The sequence below is a fragment of the Ruegeria sp. AK11 genome (assembly GCF_056541095.1).
This window is the reverse complement of the sequence record NZ_JBQFXU010000002.1, coordinates 218,292-244,335: the sequence shown is the minus strand read 5'-3', so window position 1 is coordinate 244,335 and position 26,044 is coordinate 218,292. Positions and strand designations below refer to the sequence as shown.

Below are 26,044 nucleotides of genomic sequence, written 5' to 3'. Positions count from 1 at the left end.
ACATTTGGCCCATCTGGCGTTGCAGAGTCGTGGTGGGCTCCGTCTTCAATTTTCAAACGGGCGCGCTCAATCTCGCCCCACAAGAAAAAAAGACCGTCCCGTTTGCCGACAAGACCGGCAGGTATCGTGGTCCGCAAAACACGAGTTTTTGCCTGTGACATCTGCTCTCTTACTGCCTCCGGTGTTTTCCACCTTTTGCAGAAAATCTACCGGTTATTTCGGGAAAAGCCAATTTTTTATGGGCAAAACCCGATTTTCAACCCCCCGTTGACAGGGGTGCTCGCAGCTCTCGCTGAAGGGTGTTGTCCTGACTGAGTATTTGCAGTCACCGCCGATTGCCACACTTCGGTTGATGGCGGGTTCCCCCGCCTTGTCGTCAGTGGTCCATGCTTTGACAACCTCTCGGCTATGGAACGCCCCGGATCATGCAGTCGACTGCTCTGACACGATCTCTCCGAACCGCGTAAAGAACTTTGCCGACAACTTCTTGGCGGTTCCCGCAATCAGCCGACTGCCGAGCTGAGCGATCTTGCCACCAACATCAACCTTCGCCGTGTATTTCAGTACGGTTTCGTCACCTTCTTCGGTCAACGAAACGTCTGCGCCGCCTTTGGCAAATCCAGCCGCCCCGCCCTTGCCTTCACCCATCAAAGAGAACCCGTTTGGTGCATTGGCCGTGTCCAATGTGACCTCACCCGCAAAGCGCGCTTTGACCGGGCCAATTTTCAGAACAACTTTCGCCTCAAGATCGGTTGGTGATTTCTGCGTCAGTTCCTCACATCCCGGGATGCATTCCATCAAAATGTCGGGATCGTTAAGCGCGCGGTAAACGACGTCGCGTGGCGCTGCGATACGGATTTCATCAGTCAGTTCCATTCAGGTCTTTCCTTTGTTCAACAACATCTTGGAAATAGGCGCATTGCAGCCGTTTCTATCCTTTGAGCCAGCCACGCAGGCCACATGTGGCAAAGGTGTTCAAGCAAGCTTTTCATCATGCGACACCTTTGCTGCCTTTTCACCGTTCCGCCACATCACAATCTCGGCCAAAATCGACAGGGCGATCTCATGCGGATCTATGGCATGTATGTCCAACCCCGCCGGGGATTTCAGGCGCGCAACTTTCAAAGGGTCCAATCCCTGGGCGATAAGCTTTGCAGTCAGCGTAGCTGCCTTGCGGCGACTGGCCACCATCGACACGCGTGCCGCATCGGTTTCCAATGCAGCCTTCAAGGCGGACGCATCGCTGCGCCCCTGCGCAGCCACCACGACATAGTCCCGCGGCTCCACGCCCAGCGCATCGACCTGAGCCAAGGCGAACCGCACATGGTTTCCAGCAATATCAAGCCCATCCTCGACAACCGTGCGAAATCCGGCCAGCGATCCATGTGCCGCCAGAGCTTTGGCAATCAACCCCTCGCCGAAAATCACCAGCCGGGGCGCGTGTTGATAGGGTTCGACCAAAAGATCAACTGTACCGCCGGACGGGCACCCACTTTTGAACGTTTGCACACCATCGGGATCCGTCATGTTCACCACCTTTTCCGAAGGTTTGACACGGATAATCTGCGGCGCCCCGGACGCCCAAGCCTGTTGCGCCGCTGCCCGGACTGCGCGCTGCACACAAGCCCCGCCAAGATGCCCCAGAATTTCACCCGCCCGGGTAATCGCCGCCTTCCCCCCAGCTTTGGCCGAGGTCGCATCCGCCGTGCGCAAAACCGTCGCCACACAAAAGGACTCTCCGGTTCCGCGCAGCTGATCGATGGTGTCAAAAATGTCGAAATTCGCCAAGGTCAGACTCCTTTCACAGCTTTTGGAACTGCGGCTCAAGCGCCGCCAATGCATCCAGTGTATTGGCCGGCAAATGCGCATCCAGATAGGGTTCAGCCGCCTGCATCGCTGCCGCAATTGGTTGATAGTCCTTCCAGCCCTTTAAGGGGTTCAGCCAGACGATCCGGCGTGCCTTGCGCCTGATACGCGCCAGCACATCCCCCAGAGCCTGCGGATCAGAACTGCAATATCCGTCCGACAGGATCAGGACTACAGTACGCCCGTTCAGTGCTCGCGCGCCGTATCCCGACAGAAATCGCTCCAGACTGCCGGAAATATCCGTACCGCCGCCAAAGCCTTCGGCCATCAGCGACAATCGCCCCGCAGCCCGGAGGGTGTCATGGTCGCGCAACGCATCTGTAACCCGCATCAATCGTGTGTGAAACAAATACGCATCCGCCTTGATCCCGCTGCCGATCAACCCTTTCAGGAAGGCCAGAAACACGCGTGAGTACGCGGTCATCGAACCACTCACGTCGCACAATGCCACAATCCGCATCGGACGCGGTGGCCGCGCTCGGCGATACAGGTCCAGCGGCTCACCGCCACGCGCCAGACTGGCGCGCTGTATTTGGCGCATATCCAGAACAGCCCCGCGCAACGCCCGTTTCCGGCGGCGCGATCGCCTGTCCCGAAATGCCCGCGCCAAGGTCAGCGCGGCTGTTTCAGCCTGTTTTAGGGCCTCTTCATCCATCAACTCTCGCAAGTCCCGGCGTGACAGGTTGGCCGTTCGCGTGGCGATCAACTTGCCGTCCACCCCTTCGGCTTCCCCTTCACCGCAGTCAGGCAGAGTGGCCTCTTGCTCCGACCCGGATCGTGGTTCGTCCTCACCCTGAGTTCTGGTCTGCCAGATCATTGGCTTGGCGGACTGCACCCGCACATGCTTGTTTTTCGCTTTTCCCGAACGCTGTGCGCCAGCGTTGAACCAATAGGCGTCAAACAGTTCATCAAACCGGCGCCAATCTTCTGCATCTCCGGTCAATATCGCGCACATGGCTTGCCGGGCCTGTTTGGCATCCGTTGCATCCACTTCGGACAAGGCGGCAAGCACGTCCGCCGCATCCGACGCCCCCAATTGCATACCGTTCATTCGCAAATGCGCTATGAAACCCGACATACGGTCGGCAAGACTCGAGGCCCGAGAGGGAAAGCGCGTCACCTGCATCATGCCACCTTCCCGATCAGACGATCCATCACCTCGGGCGGTGCCGCATTGTAATCTGCGGCAGTTTTCAGCAAACACACCAGTGACGCCTGCACGTCTTCGCGGGATTTGGCCAGATCATTAACACCCAACCCGGACAGGGCTGCTGCCCAATCCAGCATTTCGGCGATGCCCGGTTTCTTCTCAAGATCTTCCTGACGCAGCGCCTGTACAACACCGATGATCTGACGCGCCAGAATCCCCTCAATTTCAGGCAGGCGTGCCCGCAGGATTGCCAGTTCGGTCTCCCTCGAAGGATAGTCAAGAAAGCTGTACAAACACCTTCTGCGCAGTGCATCCGACAAATCCCGTGTCCCGTTGGCCGTCAGAATGACGACAGGCCGCACATGTGCCTGCACCGTTCCCAACTCGGGTATGGTGATCTGAAAGTCTGACAGGATTTCCAGAAGATAGGCTTCGAACTCCTCATCCGCCCGATCAATCTCATCAATCAAAAGAACCGGAGGTTTCGTTTCCGAGATAGCCTCTAACAAAGGCCTTTTCAGCAAATATTCATCCGAAAACAGCTGCGCCTCCGCGACGCCGCCTTGCGCTTCGCTCGCCCTTATCGCCAATAGCTGTCTTTGATAATTCCATTCATAGATGGCATGACTGGCGTCCAGACCTTCGTAGCATTGCAGACGTATCAATCGTGTATCGCGCCATGCTGCCACCGCTTTGGCCACTTCGGTTTTCCCCACGCCCGCCGGCCCCTCCAGCAACAAAGGGCGCCCAAGTTGCTGCGCCAGATGCAGCGCCATGGCCAACCGATCATCGGCAACATAGCCCTGCGCGGCCAGCCCGTTCTGCACATCTTTAAAGGTCAAAACCAGGATCCTATCTTCATTTGGCCATAAATATCCCGGGGGAGGTTCGGAGGGGGCAGAGCCCCCTCCGTCCGGTCGGACCGGCAACAGCCGGTCCGACCCCATTCACCCATGCATCCCCAGACCATTGGCAATCTTCCAGATCCGCCAGTGGTCGTGCGGCATATGGCTCTGCACCAAGCCAAAATGCCGGAACGCGTCATGCACTGCGTTCGAGAACGCAGGCACACCGCCGACATTCGGGCTTTCCCCCACACCCTTTGCCCCAATCGGATGGTGCGGGGACGGGGTCACCGTATGGTCGGTGGTATAGTTCGGCGTCTCCCACGCGGTTGGCAGGAAGAAGTCCATCAGCGTACCGGTCTTCACATTGCCCATATCATCATAGGCAATCTCTTGCCCCATCGCGATAGCCAGTGCCTCGGTCACACCGCCATGGACCTGACCCTCGATGATCATCGGGTTGATCCGGGTGCCGCAGTCATCCAAAGCGTAGAACTGCCGGACCTCCCATTCACCGGTATCCACGTCAATCTCCATGACACAGATATAGGCCCCGAACGGATAAGTCATATTCGGCGGGTCGTAATAGCTGACGGCCTCCAGACCCGGCTCCAGTCCAGGAATGGCCTGATTATAGGCGGCGAATGCGATTTCCTTCATGGTCTTGAACCGCTCAGGCGCGCCTTTGACAGCAAAGCGATCCACGTCCCATTCGACGTCATTGTCATGCACCTCCAGCAGATAGGCCGCGATCATCTGGGCTTTTGCCCGAATTTTGCGGGCCGCCATCGCCGTGGCCGCACCAGCGACCGGAGTAGACCGGGACCCATAAGTCCCAAGCCCGTAAGGTGCGGTATCCGTGTCACCCTCTTCCAGCGTGATGTCATCGGCGGGCAGGCCGATTTCACTGGCGATGATCTGGGCAAAGGTTGTGGCGTGGCCCTGCCCTTGACTGATCGTCCCCAGCCGCGCAATCGCTGATCCGGTCGGATGAATGCGAATCTCGCAGCTGTCGAACATTCCCAGCCCGAGGATATCGCAGTTCTTCACCGGTCCGGCCCCGACGATTTCCGTGAAATGTGTCAGGCCGATGCCCAGCAGCTTGCGCGTTTTCCCAGCCTTGAAATCTGCGATCCGCTGCGCCTGTTCCGCCCGCAGACCCTCATAGTTCACGGCCTTCAGCGCCTTGTCCCAGGCGGTGTGATAATCGCCCGAGTCATATTCCCAGCCCAGCGCCGACTGATACGGGAACTGATCTTTGCGGATGAAGTTGATCCGGCGCAGCTCGGCCGCGTCCATGTTCAGCTTGATGGCCAGAAACTCGATCATGCGTTCGATGAAATAGGCAGCTTCGGTTACGCGGAAGGAACAGCGATAGGCCACACCGCCCGGCGCCTTGTTGGTATAGACACCATCCACCGCCAGATAGGCAGTCGGGATGTCATAAGACCCGGTGCAGATATTCATGAAGCCGGCAGGGAATTTGGTCGGATCGGCACAAGCGTCGAAACCACCATGATCCGCCGTGGTGTGACACCACAATCCGGTGATCTTGCCATCCTTGGTGGCGGCAATCTTCCCCTGCATCCAGTAGTCGCGGGCAAAGGCAGTGGACATCAGGTTTTCCATCCGGTCCTCGACCCACTTCACCGGCTTGCCGGTAACGATCGAGGCCACCACCGAACACACATAGCCTGCGTAAGCCCCCACCTTGTTGCCAAACCCACCACCGATATCGGGGCTGATCACGCGGATATTATGCTCGGCCAGCCCCGAAATCAGAGACACAACTGTCCGGATTGCATGGGGGGCCTGGAACGTCCCGTACAGAGTCAGCTTGCCAGTCACCTTGTCCATCGACGCCACGCAACCGCAGGTCTCAAGCGGGCACGGATGGGTGCGGTGGTAATAGATCATCTCTTCGGCGACCACGTCCGCCTCGGCCAGCACAGCTTCGGTCGCGTCCTTGTCGCCCTGTTCCCACGTAAAGATGTGGTTGTGATGTTTGCGCGGACCATGTGCGCCTTCGGTCTGACCTTCCAGGTCTTCGCGGAGCACCACGTCCGACTTCAACGATTCGAACGGGTCCGTGATGACAGGAAGCTCTTCGTATTCGACCTCGACCAGTTCAACGGCATCTGCCGCGACATAGCGGTCTTCGGCCACGACATAGGCAACTTCCTGGCCCTGAAACAACACCTTGCCATCGGCCAGCACCATCTGCTTGTCACCGGCCAGTGTCGGCATCCAGTGCAATCCCAAAGGCGACAGGTCTTCGGCGGTCAAAACGGCGATCACGCCGGGCAGTGCCAAGGCCGCCTCTTTGTTCACGCTGATGACGCGGGCATGTGCGTAGGGGGAGCGCACAAAATCGCCAAACAGCATCCCGTCCAACTTGATGTCATCAACGTAATTACCCTTGCCTTGAGTGAAACGCACGTCCTCGACGCGCTTTCGGGCGCAGCCCATACCTTTGAGGTTGGCAGCGCGTTCTTCGGGGGTCAGAGTCTGGTCGGTCATTCCGCGGCCTCCTTCTGTGCATTGAGCAAATCAGCCGAGGCCGAGATCGCTTTGACGATATTCTGGTATCCCGTGCAGCGGCACAGGTTTCCGGCCATGCCGAAACGGATTTCCTCCTCGGTCGGGTTCGGATTCTCCTGCAACAGACGATGCGCCCGGGTGATCATGCCCGGCGTGCAGAACCCACATTGCAGCCCGTGATGTTCGCGAAACATTTCCTGCAACACTCCAAGGCTGCCATCATCATTGGTCAGGCCTTCAACGGTTGTGATCTCAGCACCGTTTACCTGCGCTACAAAGGCGGTGCAGGATTTGACCGACTTGCCGTCGATATCCACGGTGCAGGCACCGCAGTGGCTGGTTTCACACCCGATATGTGGGCCGGTGATTTTCAGGTCTTCCCGCAGGAAGTGGATCAGCAGCGTGCGCGGCTCGGCCAGATCTTCAACCTGCTTGCCGTTTACGGTCAGTTTGACATGCATTTTCGACATTGGTTCCCTCTCCCTCAGCCCGCGCGGCTTTGCGCACGGTCGATGGCGCGGCGCAGCACCACGGCTGCCACGTGTTTCTTGAATTCGACGGGGCCGCGGTTGTCAGCGACCGGATCGATTGCGTCTAGCATTGCGGCAACGCACCCTTCGACATCACCCCCGGCCAGCGCGGTGCTGGACTCATCCGACCAGATGGGCGTGTCGGCCAGATTGGTCATCGCAACCGAGGCCTGACCGTTGCCAACCATCACAGCCGCGGCGGCGGTCGCATAATCTCCTATCTTGCGCTTTTGCTTTTGATAGGCCTGCCCCACGCCTGCACCCGGTACAGGGATCGAAATCCGGGTCAGGATTTCTTCGTCTTCGCGGGCGGTGAAATACGCGGCCTCATAAAAATCACGCGCGGCAACTGTCCGGTTCCCGTCCGGGCCGGACAACTCGAACGCGGCGTTCAAGCATTGCATCAGACCCGGCATGTCATTGCCCGGGTCACCATTGGCTACATTGCCACCGACAGTGCCCATGTACCGCACTTGCGGATCCGCAATCTGAAGCGCCGCCTCGCGGATCAACGGAATGGCTTCGGCCAGACCGCTGTGGGTGATCAGCTCGTGCTGCGTGACCATCGCACCCAAAGTAACGGTGTCAGGCCCGACCTCTATCCCCTTGAGTTCTTCAATGGCCTGAAGATCGACCAGATGACCCATCTCGGCCATGCGAAGCTTCATCATCGGGATCAGGCTATGCCCGCCCGCGATCACGCGCGCCTCGTCGCCATATTCCTGTAGAATGCCGATGGCCGAGGCAATGTCGCCTGGCCGGTGATACTCAAAGCCGGCTGGTATCATGTTTTTCCTCCCTGGGTCCGGGCGATATGCCTTGGGGGACCTGAGGTAAGGAAAGAACGGCGGATTTAACTGATCCAGTTAAGGAAAACGGAGCGCGCGGCTTGTTTCACGAAATGCGAAAGAACTGCACGAGTTGCGCCTAGACCCCCAGTGCCTCGCGAATATCTGTCAGGCGGGACCGGCTGACCGGCACCTTGCTCAGCGCGTCAACACCATCGAAATAACAGGTGCCGTTGTCCTTGTGACGTTCAAATCGCGAGACGTGTTTCGGGTTCACCAGATAACTGCGATGCGCCCGCAGGAACCCTTCGGGCAAAAGCCGCGTTTCCGCATCGGTGATCGACCAGGGGCAGAACAGTTTCTCTGCATCCATATAGAGTACCGTGTAATGCCCTTCGGCCCGAATTGCGGCGATCCGCGCGGGATGCGCAAAAAAAGTCTGGCCTTCGCGCTCATACGGAACACCAGCGCGCATTGGGGTGGGTTCCGACACAGGTCCTGAGGCAGGTGCAGTCACGGGCTTTGGCTCTATGAACGTAATACCGGTCAACAGGAAAGCACCACAGATCAGAAAGACGGATACCGTCACCCCCATTGCCAAAACCTGATTATCCAGCGCTGGACCCGCCCCGCCGAGGCTGTCGCTCGCGACGAAATCAGTCAGGCCCGTGGCAATAAAATGCATGGTGAACACCGCCAGCCCGAAACAAACCGTGCCAAGCAGGATGTTCCGTTGTGTCCGGTTGCCATAAGCCACCCAAATTGCAGCCACCGACAAGATTACTGATGCCAGTGCTGACAGAGCAACATCGAAAATGTCATAGACGGGGCGGCAAAGCTGCATACCAGCCATCCCGACAAAGTGCATCGCGACGATGCCCAGCCCGACAATCACACCAGATCCGATCATCGTCTGAACCGAGCGAGGCCGGAAATGCAGCAGCAGCAACGCCAGCCCGACCATCAGGATCGCGACCAGTGCCGACATCAGAGTGATCAGGGCATCATAGTAGAACAGGATTGGCAGTTGCAGCCCCAGCATCGCTACGAAATGCATCGACCAGATGCCGCCGCCCAGAATGACAGCGGCCAATGCCACCACGAACTTGCGCTGCTGGCTATCCAGCCTTGACGCGCCATGCGTCAGGTACAGACCCGTGAACCCGGCCATGAGCGCCACGGCAAGCGAAGCCACCACCAACCAAGTGTTGTGAGAGTAGTCCAGCATTTGGATTTGAACGCCCTCCCCGACGCGAGGATGACGTTAGCAAACCGAATTGATTGCGACAATTCACAGTTAGCAACAGCAGGGCTCAGACCTGTTTCTGAGCCTCTGCATCGTCCGCGACCTCTACGGCATCCACCGTGGCTTCAACCACGTCATCGTCTTCCGCAGGCTCGACTGTTTCGGGTTCTTCGGTCTGGTTCTCAAGTGCGCCGACGATCAGGGGCAACATGTGAACCCCGGTTGCTGTTGCAATCTCGGGTGTCTGTGGTGTCTGCCAGCTGAGCGTATCGAAGCTGTGGCAGTTCTGACAGACAGGTCCCCATTCGGGTTGAATGTCATGACAGTTGTCGCACACCCATTGCGGGCCGCGCGGCGCGTTCAGCGCCTTGGCAAGCCAACCTTGGACAACGGCATCCGTGGCACCCTCGCCGCGCTCAACAGCAGCCATCAATGTATAGGCGCGCGCATCACCCCGTTTTTCGACAACATCACCCAGGGCACGGCGGGCTTCGGGAAAGTCTTCGGCCACAATGTTCAGCTCGGCCAGGATCAAACGAGTTTCCATGTTTTCAGGATGAATGCGGGTCAGTGCCGTGAATCGTCTGACCCGTTGTTCCGGGGTTTCATCCGGCGCGATCTCGGCAAAGGCATGGGCCAGATCCGGATGTGGGCGAACCTCCCACGCTTTTTTCAGGATCTTTGTCGCCGCCCGCGACTTACCCTTGGCGATATACGCGCGGGCCGCCATGGCGGCGGCAGGCACCAGATCGGGCGACAGGCGATTGGCTTCGATCGCGCGCTCCTGTTGCTCGACAGTTGCGCCTTCATCTAGGATTCCCTTGGCTTCGGACAGCGCCAGAACCGCATCACGGCGTTTGAATACGTCGCGCGGCAGATACCCTGCTTTCAACTTGGAAGTCAGCGTCGACCGGGCACCGGCCCAATCCTGCGCCTTGGTCTGCAAATTCAGCAGAACATCCTGTGTCTCTTCGTGACGCGGTTTGATGGCCAGTGCCTTTTCGGCCAGCTTGCGGGCGGTTTCATCATCTCCCTCGGCCAGCTTCTGTTTCATGATACCGCGCACCCCGACAAATCGGGTCGCACTGTTTGTCACCAGTTTCTTGTAGGTGTCCGAAGCTTTCTTGGTGTCACCCGTCATCTCGGCAGCCTGCGCCACCAGAAGATCCGTCAGTTCCGGCTTGTTCAACAGCTTTTCGGCTTTACTGGCCTTGGTCATGGCAATGCGCCCCTCGCCCGAGGCCAACGCCATCAACCCATCGGCCAGCGCCTGATAGCCGCGCTGTTCCCGACTGCGATCGAAATACCGCGACAAGGCGGTTTCGTCGCCGTTAAGGAATTTGAGTGTCGCAACCAACAGGCTGAGCAGTTTGAAGAACAGCCAGACCGCAAGCACCAGAACACCCAATGCAATCACCGACTGAAGCGGCCCAAGGGTGAATTCCGTGCCCGCGACGGTGATCTGCACCCCACCGCTGGTTTGCATCAGGAAGTGACCGCCCAGCGCCAGCAGGCCGATAATCGCAACAAAAACGAGGATCTTAAACAATGACCACAGCATGGCAGGTCCTTCAGTTCGAGTTCAGGCTGGAAGCCAGCGTATTCACGGAGTCAACGGCGGCGGCTCGTGTCCCGGCCGCCTGCTCCCAATCGGCCATCGCAGCCTGCGCCACTTCGGGAAGTGATTTCAGTTCATTCAAAGCTTTGGTCAGGTCGCCATCTGCCAGCGCAGCCTGCGCGCGCGACAGAACAGCGTCTGGACCATCACCTTCCTGAGGCGTGACGGAACGGGCGCCCGTTTGACGTTGCAGGAAGGCGACCAAACCCGTTCCTTTGTCAGCCTCGCGCGCCTCGGCCAATGCATTTCGCGCAGCAGGCTCGAACGACGCCCGAAGCGCGGTCAGAGTTGCCACGCCTTTTTCCGACGGGCCGGACAGGGCGTCCGGCACATTCACGCCGCCTGCCTTCAATTCAGCAACCAATTCCGAAAAAGGCTGGCCGGTGTCCAGCTGCCCACGCAGACGCGCCAGAATGGCAGCATTCGTTGCGGCTTGTGCTTCTGCCGAGGCTTTCGCTTCAAGAGCCTGAGCGTCCGAAACCATTTTTTCGACTTCAGCCCGTTGAGCGGCCAGCGAGTCCTGAAGTTTCTTCAGTTCCGCCTCAAACGCGGCGGTTGCCTCGGGTGAAGCCGTGGAGGCAATCGGGGCTTTTTCCAGCGCGGCGATCCGGTCCGTCAATGGCGCGACCTCACCGGACAGCGCATCAACCGAGGATTTTACCGTGCTCAGGTCGCCTTCAACCGGTGTCAGCTTGTCCGACAATGCTTTGATCTGATCTGCCAGTCCAGACACATCAGGGCCGTTTGCAAGCGCCTGTGACAGCTTGGCGATCTGGTCCGATTGTTCTGTCAGCTTTGCTTCCAGCGCCGCCAGCGCCCCCGAGTTGTCCGGGCCGGTTGGCAACAGCCCTCCATTGCCCAGCGCGAAACCTGCAACGGCAGCCAGCGCCCCACCCAACAGGGCCGGAACGAAACCGCCGCGTTTTTCGACTACGCGTTCGACGGTCTTTTCATCGACCGGGGCTTCGGCTTCGGCTTCGGCTTCGGCTTCGGCTTCGGCTTCGGCTTCGGCTTCGGCTTCGGCTTCGGCTTCGGCTTCGGCTTCGGCTTCGGACAGGTCTTCTTCTACGGGTTCAGCCGGGTCAACAGGCGTATCTTCCTGCCGCAGATCAGTTTCAACTGCATCATCCGCTACGAGGGGTTCCACCGGCTTTTGATCGGATTTCTTCTTACCAGCCACCGCAATATTCCCCTTATCGAATCCAAATTCAGATGAATAACAGCCCAGGTTAAGTTAATCGGGGACCTCGCCACCCTCAACCCGCAACACATGTTTCACAAGCTTTTTAACAGCTTTACGCATTTTCTTGGGTGTCGGATGTTTTGCGATCTTCAGGTGCTCATAGCCCAAGGAATAAAGGGGATCAGCCGTAGCCTGGCTGATCGCAACCAGCCAAAGGGGGGCCGATCCGGCCCAGATATCGGCAAAATGTCGCGCCGTGCGCGGCGAGAAAAGCGGAGCAATTATCGGCAGATTTCCTCTGGCGGCCTCGGTTGCCTCGGGTGTTAGCGGCAACAACCGCTGCTGATAGACCGGCTGTTCCCGAACGGTCAGACCAGATTCGGTCAGGCGGCCAGCGACATTGCCCCGTGTATGCTCACCCCGCAGGTGCAAAAGGGGGCTTTTGGGCCGATGCTTGAGCAGATGCCCGACCAATTCTTCTGCCGTGGTTCCGACCATCTTGGCCTGCCACCCATACCCTTTCGCGGTACCGGTTGTTGCGGGTCCCACGCAATAGGCCGGCAGAGTTCGGTCAACACCTTTCGAGACCGCAGCATTCACCGCATTGGCCGATGTAAAGATCAATCCTTTTACACCTTTGGTATCCACTGCAACTGGTAGAGGCCAGATTTCCATGATCGGCGAATAGAGGACCTGAACCCGGGACCTGATGCGGGTTGGCAGCTGCTCGACAAACCTTTCCGAGGCGGAGCGAGGGCGGGTCATCAACAAAAACAACGTGTGGCGCCTTGACCCTTCAGGATTGTTTGCATCCGCGCAGGGTGATACCCCGCCGTATATACATGATGCAACGGATCAGGGTGATGGTGCAAACACTTACCGTATTGGGTTTGGAAAGCAGCTGTGACGACACAGCCGCAGCCGTCGTGCGCCAGACCGAAGGTGCCAAAGCCGAAATCCTGTCTTCTGTGGTGCACGGTCAAACCGATCTGCACAGCGCCTTTGGCGGTGTCGTGCCCGAGATTGCAGCCCGTGCGCATGCCGAAAAGCTGGATGTCTGCGTTATGCAGGCGCTGGACGCCGCTGGTCTGTCGCTGCGCGACATGGATGCCATTGCTGTCACCGCCGGGCCCGGTCTGATCGGAGGGGTCATGTCCGGTGTCATGTGCGCCAAAGGGCTGAGCGCCGCCACGGGCCTGCCGCTGATTGGCGTCAATCATCTTGCGGGTCACGCCCTGACACCCCGCCTGACGGACGGCGTCGCCTTCCCTTACCTCATGCTTCTGGTGTCGGGCGGCCATTGCCAATACCTGATCGCCCATAGCCCCGAGCAGTTTACCCGCCTGGGCGGCACCATCGACGATGCGCCAGGGGAAGCCTTTGACAAGACCGCTCGCCTGCTGGGCCTGCCGCAACCCGGCGGCCCGTCTGTCGAGGCTGAGTCCCGTGATGGTAATCCCCAGCGGTTCCGCTTTCCCAGGCCACTGCTCGACCGGCCCGGCTGTGACTTGTCTTTTTCGGGGCTGAAAACAGCGTTGATGCGGATGCGCGACCAGATCGTAGCCGACAAGGGTGGGCTGACCCGTCAGGACCGTGCTGATCTGTGCGCAGGATTCCAGCAGGCCATAGTGGACACATTGGCCGAGAAAACCCGCCGCGCGATTGATCTGTACCTTGATCACAACCCTGTTGATCCCGTTGTCGCGGTCGCAGGTGGGGTGGCAGCGAATTCGGCTATTCGGACAGCATTAGAGTCTGTTTGTGCGCAGCAAGGCGCTCGGTTTACAGCACCTCCGCTGGCTTTGTGCACGGACAATGCCGCGATGATTGCCTATGCGGGTCTTGAACGCATTCGCACCGGCGCGCGCGACGGTCTGGACCTGACTGCCCGCCCCCGCTGGCCGCTGGATCAACGCAGCCCGGCCATGCTGGGCAGCGGTAAGAAAGGGGCCAAGGCATGAACGTATCTGTCCTGGGATCCGGTGCGTTTGGTACCGCTTTGGCGATCTCGCTGTCAGGCAACGGGCCGGTAACTCTGTGGTCCAGAAACGCCGATCAGGCGCGGCAGATGCACGAGACGCGCGAAAACTCCACCCGGCTGCCTGGGGTTTCCTTACCCACGAACATCGCCGTAACCGCAAATATCGCTGAGGCGTCGAAGGCTGACATTCTGCTTTTAGCCGTTCCTATGCAGCAATTGCGCAGCGCCTTGCAGGATCACGCCCCGGTGCTGCGCGGCAAGACACTGGTCGCTTGCTGTAAGGGGATAGAGTTGGATTCTGGCCTCGGGCCCGTTGCGGTCATCAGGGATGTTGTCCCCGACGCCCCGATCGCTTTGCTGACAGGGCCCAGTTTTGCTGATGACATAGCGCGCGGTTTGCCCACTGCGTTAACGCTGGCTTGCGGTCATACGAATCTTGGCAAAGCATTGCAGACCAAACTGGCCACTGCAAACCTGCGCCTCTATCGGACCACTGACACCATAGGTGCTGAACTTGGTGGGGCGCTGAAGAACATCATGGCCATCGGTTGCGGCGCAGCAATCGGCGCGGGGCTGGGGGACAGCGCCCGGGCCGCGTTGATGACTCGCGGTTTTGCGGAAATGCAGCGCTTTGCCACCCTGCGTGGCGCGCGCTCTGACACCCTGATGGGTTTGTCCGGGCTTGGGGATCTGGTGTTGACCTGCTCCTCAGAACTGTCCCGAAACTACCGTTTTGGCCTTAGTTTGGGTCTGAGCCAACCATTTGACCAACATACTACCGTCGAAGGCGTCGCCACCGCGCGCGCCATGTCAGAGATTGCCGTCAAGGAAGGGCTGGACATGCCCATCAGTACAACTGTGGCGGATCTGAGCCATGGTGCCTACAGTGTGACCGAGGCCATCCAAAACCTGCTCAATCGCCCACTCAAGGAGGAATAACATGCTGATCGCACTCATCGCCCGTGACAAAGCCGGGGCACTGCAGACCCGGTTGGACAATCGCGCGGCCCATCTGGCCTATATCGAAGAAACGGGTGTTGTATCGCAGGCAGGGCCGCTGTTGGATGGCGACGCCATGATCGGTTCGCTGGTTGTGCTCGACGTCGAAGATCTGGCTGCTGCGCAAAACTGGGCAGATAATGACCCCTATGCGAAGGCTGGATTGTTCCAGTCGGTTGAACTGATTCCCTGGAAAAAGGTGATCGGCTGATGGCATATTGGCTTTTCAAGTCCGAACCTTCGACCTGGAGCTGGGAACAGCAAATGGCCAAGGGGGACACGGGCGAGGAATGGGACGGTGTGCGCAACTATCAGGCGCGCAATTTCATGCGTCAGATGGCCATTGGGGATTGGGGGTTCTTCTACCACTCTCAAAAGGACAAATCGGTTGTGGGTATTGTCGAAGTATGCGCCGAGGCACATCCCGACAGTTCCACCGATGATGAGCGCTGGGAATGCGTGGATATCAAGGCCGTCCGACCCTTTTCCAAACCCGTGACACTGGACCAGATCAAGGCCGACGAACGGCTTTCCGACATGGTGCTGGTGAAAAACTCTCGTTTGTCGGTTCAGCCGGTAACAGACGATCAATGGAAAGTGGTTTGCGCCTTGGGTGAAACGCAGCCGGATTAACCTGCCGTCCTGTATCAGGTGCAAAACTTCTCAAACGTCCGGCAAGGTGTTATGTTTCCAAGGGCTACGCCGGGTAGGGATCTGAAGGTTATGATTGCTCTGGTCGTAACCGCTTGGTGTTGTTCGGATAAATTCGATATGTTTTGAAAGTTTGAACCCCGTGTCTGACACTGAAAACGGCAACGGGACACTCGATAACACCGTTGCTGCGAAAAGCACGAAAACCTGGGAAGCGCGCCTGAAAGAGGCGCGGGAGAAGCGCGCGTCGGTGCTTGCGAAGGCGCAGGAAGAACCTGATTCGACATCTGTCCAGACAGACAATCCTCCCCCTCCGGATGATACAGATACTGAGCAGATCGTTTCCGAGCGGGTCCGTTCGCTATATCTGGACAAACCGCGCGTCAGAAAAAAACGGAAAACTTGGGTCGCGTTAGTACTGCTTGCCCTTTTGTGTGGGGCCGCCTTGCAATGGGTCGTTGCAAATCTTTTTGATGACTGGCCATCCGCAGACGCAGAAGATCAGGCTGTTCTGAATGCGCTTTCTGAAACCTTTCTGGTCCCCGAAGAACCGCCTGAGGCTGCAACCACCAGCCTGCCGGACCCGAAAGACGCCCCTTCGCCAGAGGATCTTTTGGTTTCAGGGGCCTCCGAGCCTGAGCCTTTCTCAATCCCCGCCGACGTCAGCGAACCCTTGGACAAGCCAAATAGCGAGTCCGTCGATCCGGTAATTTTGGATCAATCCGATGCAACGCCCGCCCAGGAACCGGAAAACACTGTCATGCCGGAAAGCGAGTTTGCAACCGGCCCGAATCCTGAAGCGGCAACGGAGAAGCCGGAAGTTTCCTTAACGCCGCCCAAGATTTTCATTCCTGCCCAGATGGAACCCATGTTGGCCGTCGCAACTGCTTCAGACATTCAAGCCGCGATTCCAGCCCGGTTTGATCCACGATTTCGCAATCTCAATCCGCTGAACAAGGGCGGATTATCGCAGACATCACAGATAGCCCATGATCCCGTTCCGCAAGAGATCGACACACCCGCCAATCGACCCTACACCGAGGTGAAACCGCTTCTTTTGGCGCCAGCCATTGGTCTGGAGGTCTCGCTTTTTGTACCGTCGAGAGTTTCGCAAGAGACCAGCAACCGGGCATTGGAACTGCTTGCCCGAGGTCAGGCAACGGTGGTGGCAACAGCTCGGGTGGGATACCGGGTCAGAGAAACTCAGGTCCGGTTTTACCATCCCGATGACGCCGAAAACGCCGCGATGGCCGCCGATGCACTTGGGGGTATCGCACGGGACTTCACAAGCTCGGGCAGCAAGACGCGCCCGGGGCGGATCGAGGTTTATCTGGAAGGCAGCGGCGGAAATGCGGACGATAATTCAACCGTTCAGCCTGACAGCGCAGAAAACCTTATCGCGCGTATCCTAAAAGAGTTCAGATGAATAATGAGGGAAGGTTCTGACGATACAGAACCTTCCCTACCCCCGCGTGCTCCCTACTCACCACACGCGTATGGAAATGTCTGGTTCTGACCGTCCTGGTCACGGTTTGACCTTAGCCCAACCGCGCCCAGCATTTCAAACGCCAAGTCCTTAAAAAACAACTCAAATACAAAACGCCCGCCGGGAAGACGACAGGCGTTTCAGGAATACGCGGTAAGATCAGCCGTAAACGGCTTCTTTTCCGAAATGCTTGGTCAGCATGTAATAGACCACGGCGCGGTATTTGTTGCGCTCGGACATGCCATAGGTTTCCATGGCTTTGTTGATCGCTGCCATCAGCTCGGGACCATCGGACAAGCCCAGTTTCTTGATCAGGAAGTTGTTTTTGACGGTTTCCAACTCGGACTCCTGGCTGGCTGCAACAGTTGCCGCATCTGCGTCATAAATCGCCGGGCCGCAACCGATTGTGACCTTGGTCAGCAGGTCCATATCGGGGTTCATCCCACATTTGTTTTTCAGATCTTCAGCGTATTTGGCGATCAGCTCGTCGCGCTTGCCCATGTCCTAATCTCCTTAATCCGTTAATCCGGCACCAATCACCGATAGCCGAGATTAGACGTGTCACAGGTCTGCCAAAAAGGATAAAAAACTGCGTATCCTCCCCCTTAACGGGGGCTGGAAGGCACAGGATGCAAGACCTATCTGCAGTACCCCCAGCCAGAACCTTGCAGGTGGAAATGATCCGCGTGCAAGCGATTGAAGTCCGGCCCCAGAACCACACGAAACCAGTCGCACGCGCCCCGCCAGATCTGTCGCAGGAACGCGGGTTCGGTGCCGGAGCCCTGCCAGTCATTTAACAGGGTCAGCACGCGGCCATCGCTCGTCTCTACACCGATGATATCGATCGAGTCCGCACGGGCATGGCTGCTCCATCCGTTGTTTTCACCCTTCAGGGTGCGCATACGCCTGCAGTTGTAACTTCCAACATGGCGCAATCGGGCAATACCGGTTCCAAGCAGTTCGTGCGCGACCGGCTGCACGACATGGTGTTCCCACATCGCCAGACGCAATGTTGTGGCGCAACTGGTTTCAACGGCTTCGATATGCGAGGTGGCCAGCCGGGTCAGAAGGCCGCGTGCGGCAATTCTACAGTTCTGGTCAACGACCAGATCCTCCATCGCCTCGAAATGAACCCCCGCTTCGGCCAACGTAGCCCGACACTGGGTTTCGTCCGCCACGGCGCGGTTCAGTTGATACCTGGTGACCGGCGTGACCGGCGCGCTGACTTTCAGGTCGCGCAACGGGTTCCAGTGCGATGGCACCGGTGTCTTTGGATGCGCCAACAGCACCCAGCCGCCGCCGCCCTGCACGATCACCACAACCAGAACCCTGAAAACAAAGAACGCCGCCGAGTAAAGAAACCGGCGGCGACCGTTGTTCTGCGTCATCGTCAGACGACAATCAGTAGCGGTAGTGTTCCGGCTTGTATGGACCTTCCGGTTTGACACCGATGTACGCCGCCTGATCCGCATCCATCTTCGTCAGCTTCACGCCGATGCGATCCAGATGCAGGCGGGCCACTTTTTCGTCCAGATGCTTGGGCAGGATGTAGACCTTGTTCTCGTACTGGTCACCTTTGGTGAACAGTTCGATCTGTGCCAGAACCTGGTTGGTGAACGAAGCCGACATCACGAAAGACGGGTGACCTGTGGCATTGCCAAGGTTCAGCAGACGGCCTTCAGACAGCAGGATCAGACGGTTGCCCGAAGGCATCTCGATCATGTCCACCTGCTCCTTGATGTTGGTCCACTTGTGGTTCTTCAGGCTAGCCACCTGAATCTCGTTGTCGAAGTGACCGATATTGCCAACGATGGCCATGTCCTTCATCTCGCGCATATGCTCGATGCGGATCACGTCCTTGTTGCCGGTGGTTGTGATGAAGATATCCGCGCTTGCAACTTCGTCTTCCAGCAAGGTCACTTCGAACCCGTCCATCGCAGCCTGCAGCGCGCAGATCGGGTCAACTTCGGTCACCTTCACGCGCGCACCCGCGCCGCGCAGGCTGGCGGCCGAGCCCTTGCCCACGTCGCCATAGCCGCAAACCACGGCAACCTTACCGGCCATCATGGTGTCGGTGGCGCGGCGAATACCGTCAACCAGCGATTCCTTGCATCCGTATTTATTGTCGAATTTCGACTTTGTGACCGAGTCATTCACGTTGATCGCCGGGAACGGCAGGTGGCCGTCTTTCACCAGCTGATACAGACGGTTCACGCCGGTGGTGGTTTCCTCGGACACGCCCTGAATCTGGTCGCGCATCTTGGTGAACCAACCTGGGCTGGCCGCCATACGCTTGGCGATCTGCTTCTTGATCACCTCTTCCTCTTCCGAACCCGGAACAGGGATGATGTCTTCGCCTGCCTCAGCACGCGCGCCCAGCAGGATGTAAAGGGTCGCGTCGCCACCATCGTCGAGGATCATGTTCGGACCGTCTTCAAACAGGAAGGATTTATCCAGATAGTCCCAATGCTCTTCCAGCGTCTGACCCTTGATGGCGAAGACGGGAATGCCCGCCTCGGCAATCGCGGCGGCGGCATGGTCCTGAGTCGAGAAGATGTTGCACGACGCCCAGCGCACATCCGCACCCAGCGCAACCAGCGTTTCAATCAGAACGCCGGTCTGGATGGTCATGTGCAGCGACCCAACGATACGCGCACCTGTCAGAGGCTTGCTGTCCCCATATTCCGCACGCAGGGACATCAGCCCCGGCATCTCGGTTTCGGCAATGTCCAATTCCTTGCGGCCGAACCCGGCCAGCGAAATGTCTTTAACGATATAGTCCACGGCCATCAGGCGCTCCATTTTCGGTAAATCACAGTCCCGGCTGCCCCTAGCACTCCTTGGGGCAGGTGGCAACTTTGAAGACTGTTACCGGAAGCCTGCTGGCCGCTTTCAGCTTGGCGTGCCTTCGATTTTTATCTTTGGTATCGCTTCAAAAAAATCGGTGCCAACGGCAACAATACAACTGATTCCGTTCGCATTGGTTACCAAAACGGTATAACTGCCCGTTTCCTTCGAGGCCCAGACCTCCATCACAGAGTGCGCGTCGCGCGTCTTTTGCAAACCGCCAAAGGCCAATTCCTCGGCGTAGTTTTCCTGCAATTTGGCGACAATATCGTCGCGATCTGCGCAACTTCGGGCAAAAGCTGGTGGGGCGGTCGCGGCCATTCCAAAGGTCAGGGCAATGGCGAATAAACGCTTGAACATGACAAACTCCTATCGTTTCGCTTTTCACGGTCGAGAGGAGCACACCGGGAGAAGCATGTGCCCCCCTCGGTTTTGATGTCGGGATCATGGCGCGCCGTTTCAAAGCACAAATGCTCAAGAAACTGTTGGCAGCAAGTGATCCAGACAGGTACATCATAACACAAAAATATGGCGCAATCGCGTCCGGTCAGGCGAGGCATAGCAAAATGGCAACACAACCCAGAGCATGGCAGCGCATGTTATCGGGGCGTCGGCTGGACCTGCTGGACCCGACCCCGGTGGATATCGAGATAGAAGATATCGCGCATGGGCTTGCTTTTGTGGCGCGCTGGAACGGGCAGACACGCGGCGATTTCGCCTATTCCGTGGCCGAACACTCTCTGTTGGTTGAGGAACTCTTCGGAAGAATAGCCCCCAAGGCACCCGTCAAGTGGCGGTTGGCAGCCCTGTTACATGACGCGCCGGAATACGTGATCGGCGACATGATTTCGCCGGTCAAATCCGCCGTCGGCCCCGGTTACGGCGCCTTGGACGACCGGCTGGCGGCGGCGATCCACATCCGGTTCGGTTTGCCTGCTGAGGTACCAAAAGCGGTGAAGCGGCAGATCAAGAAGGCCGACAAGATCAGCGCCTGGATGGAGGCGACCCAAATCGCAGGCTTTTCCGAGGCAGAGGCGACGAAATTCTTTGGTCGCCCGGATAAAGCGGTGATGGAGGGATTGGAGATCACGCTGAGACCACCGGTCGAAGTAAGGAAAGCCTACACAGATCGGCACACAGTGCTTCTCGCGCTACTTTAGCGACGTGCAACCTGAACAGCTAAAGGAAATGGTGAAATGAGCGCGAAACGGCCGATTGGGAACCGGATCTTGCTTGCAACAAATTTGGTGCTGATCCTGGCGCTAGCAGCCGTGTTGATCAGAACTGGGTATCTGGCGAAGACAGTACGCAAGCTTACCGGAGCGCATACTCCCGTCACAGAAACTAAACACTATCAGACAATGGTGTGGCTGCACAAACGACCGATTTCCCAAGCTCTAGCGTCACCGAATATTCAAATCGCATTTATTGGTGATTCCATCATCGAGGGATGGCTAACCAGCAACATCGTTTCAAACGCATTGAATCTGGGAATCAGTCGGGACACAACCCAAGGCTTAATAGCAAGGGTACACCCGGAGCTCATCACTCATGTTCCGGTCTGGTACTTGGGTGTTGGGGTTAATGACGCCCTGAACGACACACCTCTGGAGGAGATTCCGAAATATGTTAAGCAGTTAGCGGATGTGTTCACCTCCGTAGACAGATTGATCTGGCGCGCCGTTCTGCCTGTCGCCGGCGAAACTTGGACTATCGAAAACGAAGCGTTTCGAACCGCCTACAACATTGCAGCACAACAAGCTTGCTTGGAAATGGGAAACTGCACGTTTCTCAACTCCCCTCCCGGGTATAGTGATAACATCGACAAGTGGACATCGGACGGCCTACACCCCAATCCAATCGGTTATCGTCACCTGACACAGCAGCTTTGCGCTGAAATAAAGTGCTCCCTTCAGTGACGCTGAGTGGGGTTTTTTGCGGTGATTAGGTTATAGTCTCAACGCGGACTGCGCTTCGCCAGTATCCTCTGCAATGTCCGGCGATGCATGTTCAGCCGACGCGCCGTTTCGCTGACATTGCGGTCGCACAGCTCATAAACCCGCTGGATGTGCTCCCAACGCACGCGGTCCGCGCTCATGGGGTTTTCCGGCGGTGGCGGCAGTTCGTCACCCTTGGCCAGCAGCGCATTGGTGATGTCGGTGGCGTCGGCGGGTTTCGACAGATAATCGGTTGCGCCGATTTTTACAGCGGCGACTGCGGTCGCAATCGCCCCGTACCCGGTCAGAACCACTACCCGGCTGTCAGGGCGTTTTTCGCGCAAAACTTCAACCACATCCAGACCGTTGCCATCCTCCAGTCGCAGATCAACAACCGCGTAAGCCGGTGGGCGGGCGGTGGAAATTGCGCGGCCTGCGGCGACAGACCCTGCAGTTTCGACCTCGAATCCACGCTTTTCCATGGCCTTGGCCAAACGTCTCAGGAACGGCTCGTCATCATCCACCAAAAGCAGGGATTTATCAGGGCCGATATCAAGCTGAGAACTGTCTGCCATATGTTAGGTCTTTCCGCTATTTCATGCCTTTGGCTTAAACATGAGTAATAGCAGCGCAGAAACAAAGGTCAAACAACCTTGTTAAGGCGCGGCCTGGTCCAGAAAGCACCCGACCTTGTCCGCCATCTGTTCGGCGGTGTCATCGCGCTTGAAGAATTCAAGGAAACCATGTTCGGGCGTCACCAGATAGGTGAAGGTGGAATGGTCAACAAGGTAGAATTCGTCGCTTTTATCCTGTGCCTTGTAATAGGTCTTGTAAGCCTTGCTCGCCGCCCTGACCTGTTCGGGCGAACCGGTCAACGCAATCGTCTTGCCGCCAAGATTGAAGGCATAATCATCCACAACCTCGGGCGTGTCCCGTTCGGGATCGATCGAGATGAACAGCGCCGTTGCTGACTGCCCGCGCTGGTTCAGGATATCCACGGCCTCAACATTGCGGGACATGTCAAACGGGCAAACATCGGGGCAGAATGTATAGCCGAAATAGACAAGTGTGGGTTCGGTGATCACGTCTTTGTCGGTCACCGTCTCACCTTTGCCATTCACCAGTTCAAACGGCCCGCCGATAGCAGCGGTCCCCCCGGCAATCTGCCCGGATCGGCACTGTGCAAACTGGTCGCCGGAACCGCCCCCACGCGTCAAAAGCCACATCGCACCAAGACCGATGGCCAGAACGAGAGTTGCAAGAATTGCGTATAGGCGGGTCATTTCGGTTTTCCGGTCGCAAGGAGTTGTTGATCGTTTCGGCCGGGACACCTAACAAGATGACCAGCCTTTGCAACAGGACATAAGCGACCGATGGCAGATTCCAATCAGACTTTTTGGCGCGGCCAGGAACGCAGCAGCTGGATCCGCCTGCGCACCCTGATCCTGTTGAGATGGGTTGCCATTTTTGGTCAGATCACCGCCATCACCGTGGCCCAGAAATACTATCACGTGCAGCTGGAACTGGGCCTGTGCTATCTGGCCATCGGGATCTCGGTCATGGGTAACCTGACTGCCATTCTGTTGTTTCCACAGAACAAGCGGATGTCCGAGTTCGAAAACTTCCTGATGGTTCTGTTCGATCTGCTGCAACTGTCGATCTTGTTGTATCTGACGGGCGGTCTGAACAACCCCTTCGCCCTTCTGCTTTTGGGGCCGGTCACGATTTCCGCCAATGTCATGAGCACACGGTCGACCTTGATAGTTGGGGCTGTTGCGATTGTTCTGACCACCCTGCTGGCGGAATTCCACCTGCCGCTGCGGACCAACATCGGAGTGTTTCTGGACATTCCGGAAATCCTGCTGTTTGGCAATTGGGCGGCTATTATTATCGCCATCGTCTTTATCGGTGCTTATTCTCACCGCGTCAGTTCCGAGGTTCAGTCCATGTCCGAAGCGCTGGCTGCCACCCATATGGCGCTGGCCCGCGAGCAAAAATTGACCGATTTGGGTGGCGTGGTAGCCGCTGCCGCGCACGAGTTGGGCACCCCCTTGGCCACGATCAAACTGACAAGTGCGGAACTGATCGAAGAGCTGGACGACCGTCCCGACCTCAGGGAAGACGCCGCCTTGATCCGTGAGCAGGCTGATCGGTGCCGCGACATTTTGCGCGATATGGGTCGTGCCGGAAAAGATGACCTGCATTTGCGGCAGGCTCCGCTTTCGACGGTGGTGAACGAAGCCGCCGAACCGCATGTTGACCGGGGCAAGGTCGTTCATTTTTCTGAAGGCCCGACGCAGGACGGAGACGTGCTGCAACCCTCGATCCTGCGAAAGCCCGAGATCATTCACGGGCTCCGCAACCTGATCCAGAATGCCGTGGATTTCGCCCGCGCGAATGTCTGGGTCGAAGCCGAATGGACAGACAGCAGGATCACCGTCAGCATCATGGATGACGGGCGCGGCTACCCGTCGCACATGATTGGACGCATCGGTGATCCCTTCATGCGCCGCAGACGGGCCGAAGCCGACCTGCGGACCCGGCCGGAATACGAAGGCATGGGACTGGGACTGTTCATCGCAAAAACGTTGCTGGAACGCAGCGGTGCCGAGCTGAAATTCGCAAATGGCACGGACCCGTATCAGCATCTGACTGATCACAAGGACAGGACAGGCGCGATCGTCAAAGTCTCGTGGCCGCGCAACCTGATTGACGCGCAAAAGGGTGACACGCCGGTTCCATCCGGTTCCAACAAACGCATTCAAGTATGAGTTAAGGAGCCGTTAACCTATCCTGCCCATAGTCAGCCGGGGTTTGTTCTACCTTGGGAATATTCATGGCCGACTGGATCATTCTGGCCGCGATCAGCCTGGTATCGGGATGCTTTGCCGTGCAGTGGTTATTGCCACGCCAGACGCAACGCGACGATGTCTTTGGTTTGTTTTCGACAACATCCCTGTTCGATGCGGTATTCCTGTTTGATGGTGATCACCTGATCAGCCACTCCGATATCGCGCTTGCCGGGTTCGAACATGTTGGAAGCTGGCAGGACTTGCGCCGCCTGCTGCAAAGGGATTTCCCCACCTTCCCCGAAACACCCGAAAAGGTTCGTGATCAAAATGTACTGGTAATCTCGGCCATTGATTGCACAGTCGAACGCGAAGTCGTGTGTGAATGGATCGACGGGATTGTCCGCGTGCGTCTGCACGAACCGGCCAGAGTACCTCCGACTGGGTCAAGCACGCTGAGTGAACCGAGCCGTTTGGCCATGGAACAGGCCCCCTATCCAGTATGGTTGCTGGATCACAACAGCCAGGTGCAATGGTGCAATGCGGCTTATGTCACGCTTGTTCGCCGGGCGCGTGGTCAGGATGCCGATCTGACTGCCCCGCTGTTTCCGGGCACCTCTGATGCGCCGTCGCTTGGAAAATCAAGGGTTTCGGTAGATGTGACTGGGACCAACAGCAAGTTGTGGTTCGACCTGACGCAGATCGAACAGGAAGACGGGCGGTTATGTTACGCCACAGACATCAACGCCATTGTCGAAGCGGAAACCGCGCAACGCAAGTTCGTGCAGACCATGACCAAGACGTTTGCTCAACTTTCGATCGGCCTGGCCATTTTCGATCGCAACCGGCAACTGGCGCTGTTCAACCCGGCCCTGATCGATCTGACCACGTTGCCGCCGGATTTCCTCAGCTGCCGCCCAAATATCAGCAGCTTCTTCGACCGGCTAAGGGATCAGCACATGATGCCAGAGCCCAAGAACTACCGTACATGGCGGCGTCAGATGAACGACCTGCTCGAAGCAGCCGAGGGCGGCAATTACCACGAAACATGGTCGCTTCCCTCTGGCTCGGTTTATTCTGTAAGCGGCAGGCCGCATCCCGACGGGGCTGTTGCGTTTCTGTTCGAAGATATTACGGCAGAAATCACGTTAACGCGCCGCTTCCGGTCCGAGATGGATCTGATGCAATCCATATTGGACAAGCTGGCCGATGCAATCGCTGTATTTGCCGATGATGGCACCCTGGCCCTTACCAACTACGCCTACGAAAAGCTTTGGGGCAGCGCACAGGAAATCGGCTTTCAGACCGACACCATCACCGATGTCACGCGGCATTGGCAGGACCATTGTGTCGCTACGCCGATCCTTGGAGAGATCCGGGATTTTGTCGAAATGCGGGATAATCGGGCGGAATGGACGGCTGAAATCCGGATGCGGTCAGGTATCACTTTGGACTGCACGGTTTCACCGGTTCATAATGGTGCGACGATCGTGCGGTTTGCACCCGTGGATATTCTGACAAAAACAGCTCCGATGAAACAGATCAGCGCCTGAACCGGGGTTGCAGCCGATTGGGCAGAACGTCATT

26 protein-coding genes are annotated in these 26,044 nt (G+C 57.7%); 9 read left to right on the top strand and 17 right to left on the bottom strand.

Annotation, left to right across the window (positions count from 1 at the left end; all coding sequences use genetic code 11):
• Positions 1-423: 423 nt before the first annotated feature.
• The 11 genes from ACR0D9_RS08745 to ACR0D9_RS08695 all read right to left on the bottom strand — a co-directional run bounded on the left by ACR0D9_RS08745 (position 424) and on the right by ACR0D9_RS08695 (position 12,532).
• Positions 424-876: an SRPBCC family protein gene (locus ACR0D9_RS08745; protein ID WP_480487916.1), complete on the bottom strand. Its 453-nt coding sequence runs from the start codon at positions 874-876 to the stop codon at positions 424-426.
• A 99-nt stretch (positions 877-975) separates the two neighbouring features.
• Positions 976-1,788: an XdhC family protein gene (locus tag ACR0D9_RS08740; protein WP_480538438.1), complete on the bottom strand. Its 813-nt coding sequence runs from the start codon at positions 1,786-1,788 to the stop codon at positions 976-978.
• Between the two features lie 13 nt (positions 1,789-1,801).
• Positions 1,802-2,995, bottom strand: coding sequence for a vWA domain-containing protein (locus ACR0D9_RS08735; protein ID WP_480538436.1), 1,194 nt, complete (start codon positions 2,993-2,995; stop codon positions 1,802-1,804).
• Complete coding sequence (locus ACR0D9_RS08730) at positions 2,992-3,858, bottom strand: AAA family ATPase (RefSeq protein WP_480538434.1); 867 nt, start codon at positions 3,856-3,858, stop codon at positions 2,992-2,994. The genes ACR0D9_RS08735 and ACR0D9_RS08730 overlap by 4 nt, the downstream gene beginning before the upstream one ends.
• 105 nt (positions 3,859-3,963) lie before the next feature.
• Positions 3,964-6,381 (bottom strand): aerobic carbon-monoxide dehydrogenase large subunit, encoded by a 2,418-nt coding sequence (locus tag ACR0D9_RS08725; RefSeq protein ID WP_480538432.1) that lies wholly within the window; start codon positions 6,379-6,381, stop codon positions 3,964-3,966.
• Entirely contained in the window at positions 6,378-6,872 is a 495-nt protein-coding gene (locus ACR0D9_RS08720) for a (2Fe-2S)-binding protein (RefSeq protein WP_480482631.1), read from the bottom strand. The genes ACR0D9_RS08725 and ACR0D9_RS08720 overlap by 4 nt, the downstream gene beginning before the upstream one ends.
• A 14-nt stretch (positions 6,873-6,886) precedes the next feature.
• Positions 6,887-7,720, bottom strand: a complete 834-nt coding sequence (locus ACR0D9_RS08715) for an FAD binding domain-containing protein (protein ID WP_480482629.1) — start codon at positions 7,718-7,720, stop codon at positions 6,887-6,889.
• 139 nt (positions 7,721-7,859) lie between these two features.
• On the bottom strand, positions 7,860-8,948 hold the full coding sequence (locus ACR0D9_RS08710; RefSeq protein ID WP_480538430.1) for an MHYT domain-containing protein: 1,089 nt from the start codon (positions 8,946-8,948) through the stop codon (positions 7,860-7,862).
• Between the two features lie 85 nt (positions 8,949-9,033).
• On the bottom strand, positions 9,034-10,527 hold the full coding sequence (locus tag ACR0D9_RS08705) for a heme biosynthesis HemY N-terminal domain-containing protein (RefSeq protein WP_480487923.1): 1,494 nt from the start codon (positions 10,525-10,527) through the stop codon (positions 9,034-9,036).
• A gap of 10 nt (positions 10,528-10,537) precedes the next feature.
• The gene (locus ACR0D9_RS08700) at positions 10,538-11,764 is read right to left on the bottom strand and encodes a COG4223 family protein (protein ID WP_480538428.1); all 1,227 of its coding nucleotides are present in this window, start codon (positions 11,762-11,764) and stop codon (positions 10,538-10,540) included.
• A 54-nt stretch (positions 11,765-11,818) separates the two neighbouring features.
• The gene (locus ACR0D9_RS08695) at positions 11,819-12,532 is read right to left on the bottom strand and encodes a uroporphyrinogen-III synthase (protein WP_480486848.1); all 714 of its coding nucleotides are present in this window, start codon (positions 12,530-12,532) and stop codon (positions 11,819-11,821) included.
• Positions 12,533-12,630: 98 nt separating this feature from the next.
• On the opposite strand from ACR0D9_RS08695, the gene tsaD reads away from it, so the two are divergent.
• The 5 genes from tsaD (at position 12,631) to ACR0D9_RS08670 (ending at position 16,824) form a co-directional block, all read left to right on the top strand.
• Positions 12,631-13,728 carry a tRNA (adenosine(37)-N6)-threonylcarbamoyltransferase complex transferase subunit TsaD gene (tsaD, locus tag ACR0D9_RS08690; protein WP_480486850.1) on the top strand — a complete coding sequence of 366 codons (1,098 nt, stop codon included), beginning with the start codon at positions 12,631-12,633 and terminating at the stop codon, positions 13,726-13,728.
• Positions 13,725-14,687: an NAD(P)H-dependent glycerol-3-phosphate dehydrogenase gene (locus tag ACR0D9_RS08685; RefSeq protein WP_480486852.1), complete on the top strand. Its 963-nt coding sequence runs from the start codon at positions 13,725-13,727 to the stop codon at positions 14,685-14,687. The genes tsaD and ACR0D9_RS08685 overlap by 4 nt, the downstream gene beginning before the upstream one ends.
• 1 nt (position 14,688) lies before the next feature.
• Complete coding sequence (locus ACR0D9_RS08680) at positions 14,689-14,958, top strand: YciI family protein (protein ID WP_480482615.1); 270 nt, start codon at positions 14,689-14,691, stop codon at positions 14,956-14,958.
• On the top strand, positions 14,958-15,380 hold the full coding sequence (locus ACR0D9_RS08675) for an EVE domain-containing protein (protein WP_480486854.1): 423 nt from the start codon (positions 14,958-14,960) through the stop codon (positions 15,378-15,380). Before ACR0D9_RS08680 ends, ACR0D9_RS08675 begins: the two co-directional genes overlap by 1 nt.
• A 160-nt stretch (positions 15,381-15,540) precedes the next feature.
• Positions 15,541-16,824 carry a hypothetical protein gene (locus tag ACR0D9_RS08670; RefSeq protein WP_480538426.1) on the top strand — a complete coding sequence of 428 codons (1,284 nt, stop codon included), beginning with the start codon at positions 15,541-15,543 and terminating at the stop codon, positions 16,822-16,824.
• Positions 16,825-17,043: 219 nt separating this feature from the next.
• Here ACR0D9_RS08670 and ACR0D9_RS08665 read toward each other — a convergent pair whose 3' ends face one another.
• From ACR0D9_RS08665 to ACR0D9_RS08650, 4 genes are all read right to left on the bottom strand, one after another.
• The gene (locus ACR0D9_RS08665) at positions 17,044-17,385 is read right to left on the bottom strand and encodes a DUF2853 family protein (protein ID WP_267366309.1); all 342 of its coding nucleotides are present in this window, start codon (positions 17,383-17,385) and stop codon (positions 17,044-17,046) included.
• Between the two features lie 137 nt (positions 17,386-17,522).
• Positions 17,523-18,272 (bottom strand): extensin-like domain-containing protein, encoded by a 750-nt coding sequence (locus ACR0D9_RS08660; RefSeq protein ID WP_480538424.1) that lies wholly within the window; start codon positions 18,270-18,272, stop codon positions 17,523-17,525.
• Between the two features lie 13 nt (positions 18,273-18,285).
• On the bottom strand, positions 18,286-19,674 hold the full coding sequence (ahcY, locus tag ACR0D9_RS08655; protein WP_267366313.1) for an adenosylhomocysteinase: 1,389 nt from the start codon (positions 19,672-19,674) through the stop codon (positions 18,286-18,288).
• A gap of 102 nt (positions 19,675-19,776) precedes the next feature.
• Positions 19,777-20,091, bottom strand: a complete 315-nt coding sequence (locus tag ACR0D9_RS08650) for a hypothetical protein (protein WP_480538422.1) — start codon at positions 20,089-20,091, stop codon at positions 19,777-19,779.
• A 206-nt stretch (positions 20,092-20,297) separates the two neighbouring features.
• Here ACR0D9_RS08650 and ACR0D9_RS08645 point away from each other — a divergent pair, with 206 nt between their 5' ends.
• A complete protein-coding gene (locus ACR0D9_RS08645; protein ID WP_480538420.1) occupies positions 20,298-20,891 on the top strand; it encodes an HD domain-containing protein in 594 nt (197 codons plus the stop codon).
• Positions 20,892-20,927: 36 nt separating this feature from the next.
• Positions 20,928-21,650 carry an SGNH/GDSL hydrolase family protein gene (locus tag ACR0D9_RS08640; protein WP_480486865.1) on the top strand — a complete coding sequence of 241 codons (723 nt, stop codon included), beginning with the start codon at positions 20,928-20,930 and terminating at the stop codon, positions 21,648-21,650.
• 38 nt (positions 21,651-21,688) lie between these two features.
• On the opposite strand, the gene ACR0D9_RS08635 is transcribed toward ACR0D9_RS08640, so the two are convergent.
• Positions 21,689-22,243 carry an ActR/PrrA/RegA family redox response regulator transcription factor gene (locus ACR0D9_RS08635; RefSeq protein ID WP_050604676.1) on the bottom strand — a complete coding sequence of 185 codons (555 nt, stop codon included), beginning with the start codon at positions 22,241-22,243 and terminating at the stop codon, positions 21,689-21,691.
• A gap of 81 nt (positions 22,244-22,324) precedes the next feature.
• A complete protein-coding gene (locus ACR0D9_RS08630) occupies positions 22,325-22,951 on the bottom strand; it encodes an SCO family protein (protein WP_209598516.1) in 627 nt (208 codons plus the stop codon).
• A 90-nt stretch (positions 22,952-23,041) separates the two neighbouring features.
• Between ACR0D9_RS08630 and regB the strand changes: the two genes are divergently transcribed.
• Together regB and ACR0D9_RS08620 are read left to right on the top strand one after the other, a co-directional pair.
• Complete coding sequence (gene regB, locus ACR0D9_RS08625) at positions 23,042-24,439, top strand: sensor histidine kinase RegB (RefSeq protein WP_480486867.1); 1,398 nt, start codon at positions 23,042-23,044, stop codon at positions 24,437-24,439.
• A 65-nt stretch (positions 24,440-24,504) separates the two neighbouring features.
• Positions 24,505-26,010: a PAS-domain containing protein gene (locus ACR0D9_RS08620; protein ID WP_480486869.1), complete on the top strand. Its 1,506-nt coding sequence runs from the start codon at positions 24,505-24,507 to the stop codon at positions 26,008-26,010.
• Positions 26,011-26,044 lie beyond the last annotated feature (34 nt).

Excerpts from the sequence above, each read along its gene's own strand:
- ACR0D9_RS08720 (WP_480482631.1), bottom strand. The coding sequence starts at position 6,872 with ATGTCGAAAATGCATGTCAAACTGACCGTAAACGGCAAGCAGGTTGAA.
- ACR0D9_RS08685 (WP_480486852.1), top strand. The coding sequence starts at position 13,725 with ATGAACGTATCTGTCCTGGGATCCGGTGCGTTTGGTACCGCTTTGGCG.
- ACR0D9_RS08640 (WP_480486865.1), top strand. The coding sequence starts at position 20,928 with ATGAGCGCGAAACGGCCGATTGGGAACCGGATCTTGCTTGCAACAAAT.
- ACR0D9_RS08705 (WP_480487923.1), bottom strand. The coding sequence starts at position 10,527 with ATGCTGTGGTCATTGTTTAAGATCCTCGTTTTTGTTGCGATTATCGGC.
- ACR0D9_RS08620 (WP_480486869.1), top strand. The coding sequence starts at position 24,505 with ATGGCCGACTGGATCATTCTGGCCGCGATCAGCCTGGTATCGGGATGC.
- ACR0D9_RS08715 (WP_480482629.1), bottom strand. The coding sequence starts at position 7,720 with ATGATACCAGCCGGCTTTGAGTATCACCGGCCAGGCGACATTGCCTCG.
- ACR0D9_RS08635 (WP_050604676.1), bottom strand. The coding sequence starts at position 22,243 with ATGGCAGACAGTTCTCAGCTTGATATCGGCCCTGATAAATCCCTGCTT.
- ahcY (WP_267366313.1), bottom strand. The coding sequence starts at position 19,674 with ATGGCCGTGGACTATATCGTTAAAGACATTTCGCTGGCCGGGTTCGGC.
- ACR0D9_RS08680 (WP_480482615.1), top strand. The coding sequence starts at position 14,689 with ATGCTGATCGCACTCATCGCCCGTGACAAAGCCGGGGCACTGCAGACC.
- ACR0D9_RS08675 (WP_480486854.1), top strand. The coding sequence starts at position 14,958 with ATGGCATATTGGCTTTTCAAGTCCGAACCTTCGACCTGGAGCTGGGAA.
- ACR0D9_RS08660 (WP_480538424.1), bottom strand. The coding sequence starts at position 18,272 with ATGACGCAGAACAACGGTCGCCGCCGGTTTCTTTACTCGGCGGCGTTC.
- ACR0D9_RS08650 (WP_480538422.1), bottom strand. The coding sequence starts at position 20,091 with ATGTTCAAGCGTTTATTCGCCATTGCCCTGACCTTTGGAATGGCCGCG.
- regB (WP_480486867.1), top strand. The coding sequence starts at position 23,042 with ATGGCAGATTCCAATCAGACTTTTTGGCGCGGCCAGGAACGCAGCAGC.
- ACR0D9_RS08745 (WP_480487916.1), bottom strand. The coding sequence starts at position 876 with ATGGAACTGACTGATGAAATCCGTATCGCAGCGCCACGCGACGTCGTT.
- ACR0D9_RS08725 (WP_480538432.1), bottom strand. The coding sequence starts at position 6,381 with ATGACCGACCAGACTCTGACCCCCGAAGAACGCGCTGCCAACCTCAAA.
- ACR0D9_RS08665 (WP_267366309.1), bottom strand. The coding sequence starts at position 17,385 with ATGGGCAAGCGCGACGAGCTGATCGCCAAATACGCTGAAGATCTGAAA.
- ACR0D9_RS08695 (WP_480486848.1), bottom strand. The coding sequence starts at position 12,532 with ATGACCCGCCCTCGCTCCGCCTCGGAAAGGTTTGTCGAGCAGCTGCCA.
- ACR0D9_RS08735 (WP_480538436.1), bottom strand. The coding sequence starts at position 2,995 with ATGATGCAGGTGACGCGCTTTCCCTCTCGGGCCTCGAGTCTTGCCGAC.
- tsaD (WP_480486850.1), top strand. The coding sequence starts at position 12,631 with ATGGTGCAAACACTTACCGTATTGGGTTTGGAAAGCAGCTGTGACGAC.
- ACR0D9_RS08710 (WP_480538430.1), bottom strand. The coding sequence starts at position 8,948 with ATGCTGGACTACTCTCACAACACTTGGTTGGTGGTGGCTTCGCTTGCC.
- ACR0D9_RS08645 (WP_480538420.1), top strand. The coding sequence starts at position 20,298 with ATGGCAACACAACCCAGAGCATGGCAGCGCATGTTATCGGGGCGTCGG.
- ACR0D9_RS08630 (WP_209598516.1), bottom strand. The coding sequence starts at position 22,951 with ATGACCCGCCTATACGCAATTCTTGCAACTCTCGTTCTGGCCATCGGT.